General features: G+C 63.6%; 5 protein-coding genes, 1 tRNA gene and 1 pseudogene. 2 read left to right on the top strand and 5 right to left on the bottom strand.

Going from position 1 to position 5,929, the window contains the following annotated elements; all coding sequences use genetic code 11:
- Positions 1–298: 298 nt before the first annotated feature.
- From HGR_RS15830 to cysM, 3 genes are all read right to left on the bottom strand, one after another.
- Entirely contained in the window at positions 299–526 is a 228-nt protein-coding gene (locus tag HGR_RS15830; protein ID WP_006299381.1) for a sulfurtransferase TusA family protein, read from the bottom strand.
- Positions 527–545: 19 nt separating this feature from the next.
- On the bottom strand, positions 546–2,177 hold the full coding sequence (locus HGR_RS15835; RefSeq protein ID WP_006299382.1) for a DUF342 domain-containing protein: 1,632 nt from the start codon (positions 2,175–2,177) through the stop codon (positions 546–548).
- 205 nt (positions 2,178–2,382) lie between these two features.
- A complete protein-coding gene (gene cysM / locus HGR_RS15840) occupies positions 2,383–3,312 on the bottom strand; it encodes a cysteine synthase CysM (RefSeq protein WP_006299383.1) in 930 nt (309 codons plus the stop codon).
- A 39-nt stretch (positions 3,313–3,351) separates the two neighbouring features.
- Here cysM and HGR_RS15845 point away from each other — a divergent pair.
- A tRNA-Leu gene (locus HGR_RS15845) sits at positions 3,352–3,436 on the top strand.
- Positions 3,437–3,648: 212 nt separating this feature from the next.
- Here the strand turns inward: HGR_RS15845 and HGR_RS15850 are convergent.
- On the bottom strand, positions 3,649–4,206 hold the full coding sequence (locus HGR_RS15850; protein WP_006299384.1) for a dihydrofolate reductase family protein: 558 nt from the start codon (positions 4,204–4,206) through the stop codon (positions 3,649–3,651).
- A gap of 78 nt (positions 4,207–4,284) precedes the next feature.
- A pseudogene (locus HGR_RS15855) lies at positions 4,285–5,392 on the bottom strand (helix-turn-helix domain-containing protein).
- Positions 5,393–5,681: 289 nt separating this feature from the next.
- Here HGR_RS15855 and HGR_RS17130 point away from each other — a divergent pair.
- Positions 5,682–5,929 (top strand): transposase (locus HGR_RS17130; protein ID WP_202796613.1); only part of this gene is annotated, 248 nt, incomplete at its 3' end.

Genomic DNA, 5,929 nt, shown 5'->3' on the forward strand with positions numbered 1-5,929 from the left:
GGGGGAGTCCCAACCGCCTCATATGATTTGCCGCGCAAATCGAAATCGGCGGTCGGCACTCCCCCAACTCGCTTGAATTGACGCGGTAGGCTCTGCGCCGCAGGAATAGCGCTGAGAGCGCACTTGCTGGTCGAGGTTGACCACAAACCTACAAGCACGAGAGCACCCCGGGCAGGGGAGCCCGACGATTTGGATTTGCGCAGCAAATCGTATGAGGAGCGGCCCCCTGCCCGGGGTGCTCTCGTGCGTCCGTGCCCCCGCCGCCGTCCCGCTGACGGATGGCGGTGCGCAAGCAAGCTCAGCGCCGCTTCAGCACATGGATGAAGTCCGCCCCCTCGCTGCTTTGTTCCAGCAACTCATTGCCGGTCTGCTTGGAGAAGGCGGCGAAGTCACGCTTGGAGCCAGGGTCGGTCGACACCACGCGCAGCACTTGGCCGCTCGTCATCTCCGACAGAGCTTTCTTGGCTTTCAGGATGGGCAGGGGACAGTTCAGTCCCCGCGTGTCCAACTCACGGTCGATCTGCATCGGATGACTCGCGGTCCGCTCAGGTGACCACCGTGGAACTGCCGCGCGAGTCGATGTGCAGGATATGACCCGTCGGGTCCAGCGTGAAGGCGCCGGCGTCATAGGGCTTCTGCAGCCGGCGTGAGCGCTTGCCGAAGATCAGGGCCACCGAGCCCTCCACACTTTGCGTGACTTCAACGCGAGCATCCTGGAACATGGCCAGCTGCTCTTCCAGCTTGTTCTTTTCCTTCAGCATCTTGGCCCAAGCCTGCAGCGCCTGCTGCAACGCGGCCTGCGCGCGCGGCAACACGTTGTTCTTGTCGCCATTGGCCCTCAGGTGCTGCACGGCCTTTTTCAGGTTTTCCTGCTCGGCTTCCATCTTGGCGATCTCGGCCTGCACTTCCAGCAGCTTGGCTTCGAGGATGGGGTTCACGCCGACCTGCACCGTGGTCAACCCGCTGGCGTCGTCCGCCCCGATTTGCGGCGCGCGCACCAGCATCATGCTGCGCGTGGTGCCGCCGACGATGCGGCCGCGCTTTTGAGCCTTGACACCGACGATCACCTGGTTGAGCGCCTGCAAATCGCTTTGCAGCACCATGTCATCGATCGAGATCACCGTGCCAGCCGAGATCTCGGAGTTCTCGACAAACTTGGCCGACACCGCGCCCTCGGCCTTGACCTTGGCGTGGGCGATGATGCCGCGGCCGATCTGGATGTCGCCACCGGCCTCGAGCTCGGAGCCCTCGACCGTGCCGCCGACGACGATGTTGCCGGTCACCTTGACCTTCATGTTGGCCAGCACGTCGCCCTTGATTTGAATGCTGCCGTCAAAGCTGACGTTGCCGCTGTCCATGTCCACCGAGTCCATGGAGAGCAAATCCTCGACCAGCATGCCGTTTTCCACCTGCACGGGCTGGCCCTTGATGTCGGCTTCCAGCACGTTGAAGTCGCCCGGGGAATAACGCACGCCCTTGAGCACGTTGGCGAACGGTGTGTCGATGCCCGGAGTGGGTTGCACGGCGTTGCCGCGCACGTCTCGGCCTGGCACACCCTGGGTCGCAGGAATGCGGCGCATCAGCGGCGTGCCCGGTTGCACGAAGGGGATGTCGCCCAGTTCGCGGAAATCGATCAAGCCGTCCTCGTTCACCTGGGGCACGCGCACCGCGACGGTCTTGATCAGCAGCTTGAACTCGGCGTCGGCGCCGTCCACGGGCGGCTTTTGGAACGCCACCTCGATCTTCGTCGGCATCACGGCCTTGCAAGCCAACAGCACGGCTTTTTCATCGATGCCGAACACGACACCGGCTTGTTGCATGGCGCGCGCCACGTCGGCGCGTTGCAGCGATTTGCCGCCGCGCGCGGGCGCCACCTGCAACCAAGCCACGGAGCCGTCGGCGGCAACGCCGACCATGACGGAAGCGTCCCGCTTTTCAGCGATGGGAACCTCAAAGCCCTCCGGGGAGCCTTCCCAGCGTTCGACCAGCACGCCGATGCCATCGTCCAGGATCAGCCAAGCGCCATAACCGGCCTGATCCAACAGGTTGCGCACCGTGCCGCCCGTCAACGGGGTGCGGCTCTCGGCCGGGCTGACCTGCGCGACAACGCGCACGCCTTGCTCCGACAGGACCAAGCTGTCGATGCCTTGGGGTTGGCTTGCCTCTTCTTCCGACATGGGGATAACACTCCTTTTTGTTGTCAGCGCGGCGTCCGTCCATGCGCGGGCGGTGTTTTTCGCGGGGAGACGGGTAGTGTAGAGCCTCTTGTGGGGGGCGCTGCGGCGATGTTCCCCGGAGGCATCTCAGGGTCTGCCCCGGTTGCGTGCACCGACGGGCAGGGCGAAAAGTCTTCCGGCCCGCGCCCTGGTTGCTGCCCCGGCCTCAGGCCGGGAAAACGCCGGTGGACAGGTAACGGTCGCCCCGGTCGCAGACGATGAAGACGATGGTGGCGTTGCGCACCTGCTGGGCGACCTGCTGAGCCGCCCAAAGTGCTCCGGCCGCCGAGATGCCGGCGAAGATGCCCTCTTCCCGCGCGAGCCGCCGGCACATGTCTTCCGCGTCGTCCTGGCCCACGTAAATCAGTTCGTCGACCAGGCTGGCGTCGTAGATCTTGGGCAGGTACTCCTGCGGCCATTTGCGGATGCCCGGGATGCGCGCGCCTTCGGCGGGCTGGGCCCCGACGATGCGGATGGCCGGGTTCTTTTCCTTCAGGAAACGCGCCACGCCAGTGATGGTGCCCGTGGTGCCCATGGCGCTCACGAAATGCGTGATGCGCCCGCCGGTCTGCTCCCAGAGCTCGGGCCCCGTGGTTTCGTAGTGGATGCGCGGGTTGTCCGGGTTGGCGAACTGGTCCAGCACCCGGCCCTTGCCCTCGGCCACCATCTTGTCGGCCAGGTCGCGGGCGTATTCCATCCCACCGGCGCGGGGTGTGAGGATCAGCTCGGCGCCGAAGGCCTTCATGGTCTGGGCGCGCTCAATGGACAGGTCCTCCGGCATGATCAACACCATGCGGTAGCCCTTGATGGCCGCCGCCATGGCCAGGGCGATGCCGGTATTGCCCGAAGTAGCCTCGATCAGGGTGTCGCCCGGCTTGATCTCGCCGCGCTCCTCCGCCCGCCGGATCATGGACAGCGCCGGGCGGTCCTTCACCGAACCTGCCGGGTTGTTGCCCTCCAGTTTGCCCAGGATCACGTTGCCGCGCTGGGCGTTGTCCGCCGCGCCGATGCGCTGCAGGGCCACCAGGGGGGTCTTGCCGATGGCATCCTCAATGCTGGGGTAGCCGGATTTCTGAGTCTGTGCTGCGTCATTCATGGGCAGCACTGTGCCATAATTCGCGCCTTCCCTTTCCGTGCCGGAGTGGTGAAATTGGTAGACGCAGGGGACTCAAAATCCCCCGCCGCAAGGCGTGCCGGTTCGATTCCGGCCTCCGGCACCACGCTTCAAGCCCGCGTTCAGCGGGCTTTTGCTTTGTGCCTACAGCCGTAACCGAACCGGCACGCCTTGCGTGCGGCCGAATTGTTGAGGCGCACAGACGTACGCGGGTTCGATTCAGGCCTATAGGCGCACGCTCAAGCCCGCTTTCCAAGCGGGCTTTTGCTTTTGTCCTCGTTAAATCGTGTGGTGGCGTGAAAATCGATGCCATCGGCGTCAGCGCGCGCGCCGGTAGTGCATGACGACCGCGCCGCAGCGCAGCGGCTTGGCCGAGACCAAGTCGAGCCGTCGTGTGCTGGCGAGCCCGCTTTGGTACAGGGTCGGGCCGTGGCCTGCGATCCTGGGGTGAACGAGAAATTGGTACTCGTCGATCAAGTCCAACCTGTCCAGCGCGGTCGCCAGTTTGCCGCTACCAAGGAGCACACCGGCCGGCGTCGCGTCCTTGAGCTTGCCCACTGCCGTGCGAAGGTCGCCAGTGAGGTGGTGGCTGTGGGACCACGGAAAGTGCTTGCGCGTCAACGAGAACACGTACTTCGGCTTGGCCTCCAGCTTGACCGCCCATTCGCGCATTGCCGCCGGAGCTTTCATGTCGCCCCGGGCCACCGCCGGCCAGTAGCCCTCCATCATTTCGTAGGTGACGCGGCCCCACAGCATCGCGCCTCTCTCGTCCATGAGGTGGGTGTAGAAGGCGTGCGTCTCGTCGTCGGCGATGCCTTCCTCGTGGTCGATGCAGCCATCCAGGGTGAGGTTGAGGCTGAAGGTCAGGAGGCCCATGGTTTTCTCCGTTCAAGATGTGCGATGGTGTTCTGGCTTAATAATTCTCCGACACCGGGCCTCATGGACGAGGCGAGTTTAAGCGATGGTGTTTGCGCCGCTGGGTTCCTCCTGTTCGGTGCTTGAGGGTTGTGGGCTGGTTGTGCAGAAGTCCAGGCTCGGCAGCTTCTTTTTCCCCGTGGCGTCCTTGAGCGCCTGAACAGGAGTTCGGCCCTGCACGCGGTAGCCCTGATAGGTGCGCTGGGTGTTGTAGAACAGCATGAACGCATCCAGATCGGCCTGTATCTCCTCGATGGCCGTGTACCACTTCTCCCGGCCCTTGACGCGGAAGTGTTCGTCCAGCAGCGTGCGGTTCATGCGCTCGACGAAGCCATTGGTGCGCGGGCTCCTGACCTTGGTGTTGGGATGCTCGATGTCCTCCAGCGCCAGCAGCAGCTCGTAGGGTGGCTCTTGGGCTTGCCGCAGAACTCGCGGCCGTTGTCCGTGAGGATGGCCTGCACCGGCACGCCTAAGGCGTCGTAGAAGGGCAGCACGCGCTCGTACAGCAGGTCACACGCCATCACCGGCATCTTGGAGATGTAGCACTTGGCGAACGCCAAGCTGCAGAAGGTGTCGATCACCAACTGCACGTAGACCTTGCCCACGCCCCTGATCGTGCCCCAGTAGAAGGTGTCCTGACTGAGCAGCTCGCCAGGGGCGCTGGACTCGATGTGGCAAGTGCGGAACTCGGGGCTGTGGCGCTCCAGCAGACGGATCCGGTCCTCGTTGATGACGTAGGTGGTCTGCTCCTCGCGTGTGCCGTCATCTCCGGGCGCATCAGGCGCTTGTAGCGCGTCTCCAGATCGGCTCGCAGCCACACGCCGCGCACACCCGAGGGCGAGACGTTGACACCTTCGAGGCGCAGGTCGTTGGCCACGCAGGCGGCACCGTAGGTGGGGTACTTGAGGCAATGGTCCAGCACGGTCACCTCGACCTCTGGGCTGACCCGGTTGGGGAAGGGGCTGCGGGTGCCGCGGCGCTGCTCGACCAGAGCGGCCACGCCACCGCTCTGAAAGGCCTTGCGCACTTCGTAGAAGGGGTCGCGGTGAAAGCCCATGATTTGGGCCGCCTTGGCGACGTTGCCGAGTTCCTCGGCCAGTTGCAGCAAGCTGAGCTTGCGTTTGATACTCTGTGTCTGAGCGGTCACGGATTCTTCTCCTGAATACGGAAAACTGTGGAAAGTTCATCGTACCCATGAGACCCGGGGCCGCTCACCCGCCTGCCAGCACGCGGGTGAGCCAGTCACTAACTGTTGAGCAACTGTCGGAAAAATACTAGAACCTATCTCAAAATTGTTGACGCGCTGAAACTGGGCTTGGAAAATTGCGCGCATACTGAAATTGACGGATGCGCAATGGGAACGAATCAGGGGGCATTTCCCTGAGGAGAACACCCCCTAAGGCCGTCCTGGACGCAAACCGGTGCCGAGACGCAAAGTGCTCGAAGCCGTGCTCTGGATTCTGAACACAGGCGCGCAATGGCACATACTGCCGCAGTCCTACCCCAACTACAAGACGGTACATCGTCGGTTTCAGAACTGGTGCGAGAGTGAAGTTCTGCGTCAGGTATTAACCGATCTGGCCAATGAGCTGAGAGCGGCGGGCGTGATAGATGAGCGCGAAGCCTTCATCGATGGGACTTTTGCCTCGGCCAAGGGTGGCGGCGACGCGATAGGGCCGACCAA

Source organism: Hylemonella gracilis ATCC 19624, assembly GCF_000211835.1.
In the GTDB taxonomy this organism is placed as follows: Bacteria; Pseudomonadota; Gammaproteobacteria; order Burkholderiales; family Burkholderiaceae_C; genus Hylemonella; species Hylemonella gracilis.

Coding starts and splice junctions, on each gene's coding strand:
- HGR_RS15830 (WP_006299381.1), bottom strand. CDS start 526: ATGCAGATCGACCGTGAGTTGGACACGCGGGGACTGAACTGTCCCCTG.
- HGR_RS15835 (WP_006299382.1), bottom strand. CDS start 2,177: ATGTCGGAAGAAGAGGCAAGCCAACCCCAAGGCATCGACAGCTTGGTC.
- cysM (WP_006299383.1), bottom strand. CDS start 3,312: ATGAATGACGCAGCACAGACTCAGAAATCCGGCTACCCCAGCATTGAG.
- HGR_RS15850 (WP_006299384.1), bottom strand. CDS start 4,206: ATGGGCCTCCTGACCTTCAGCCTCAACCTCACCCTGGATGGCTGCATC.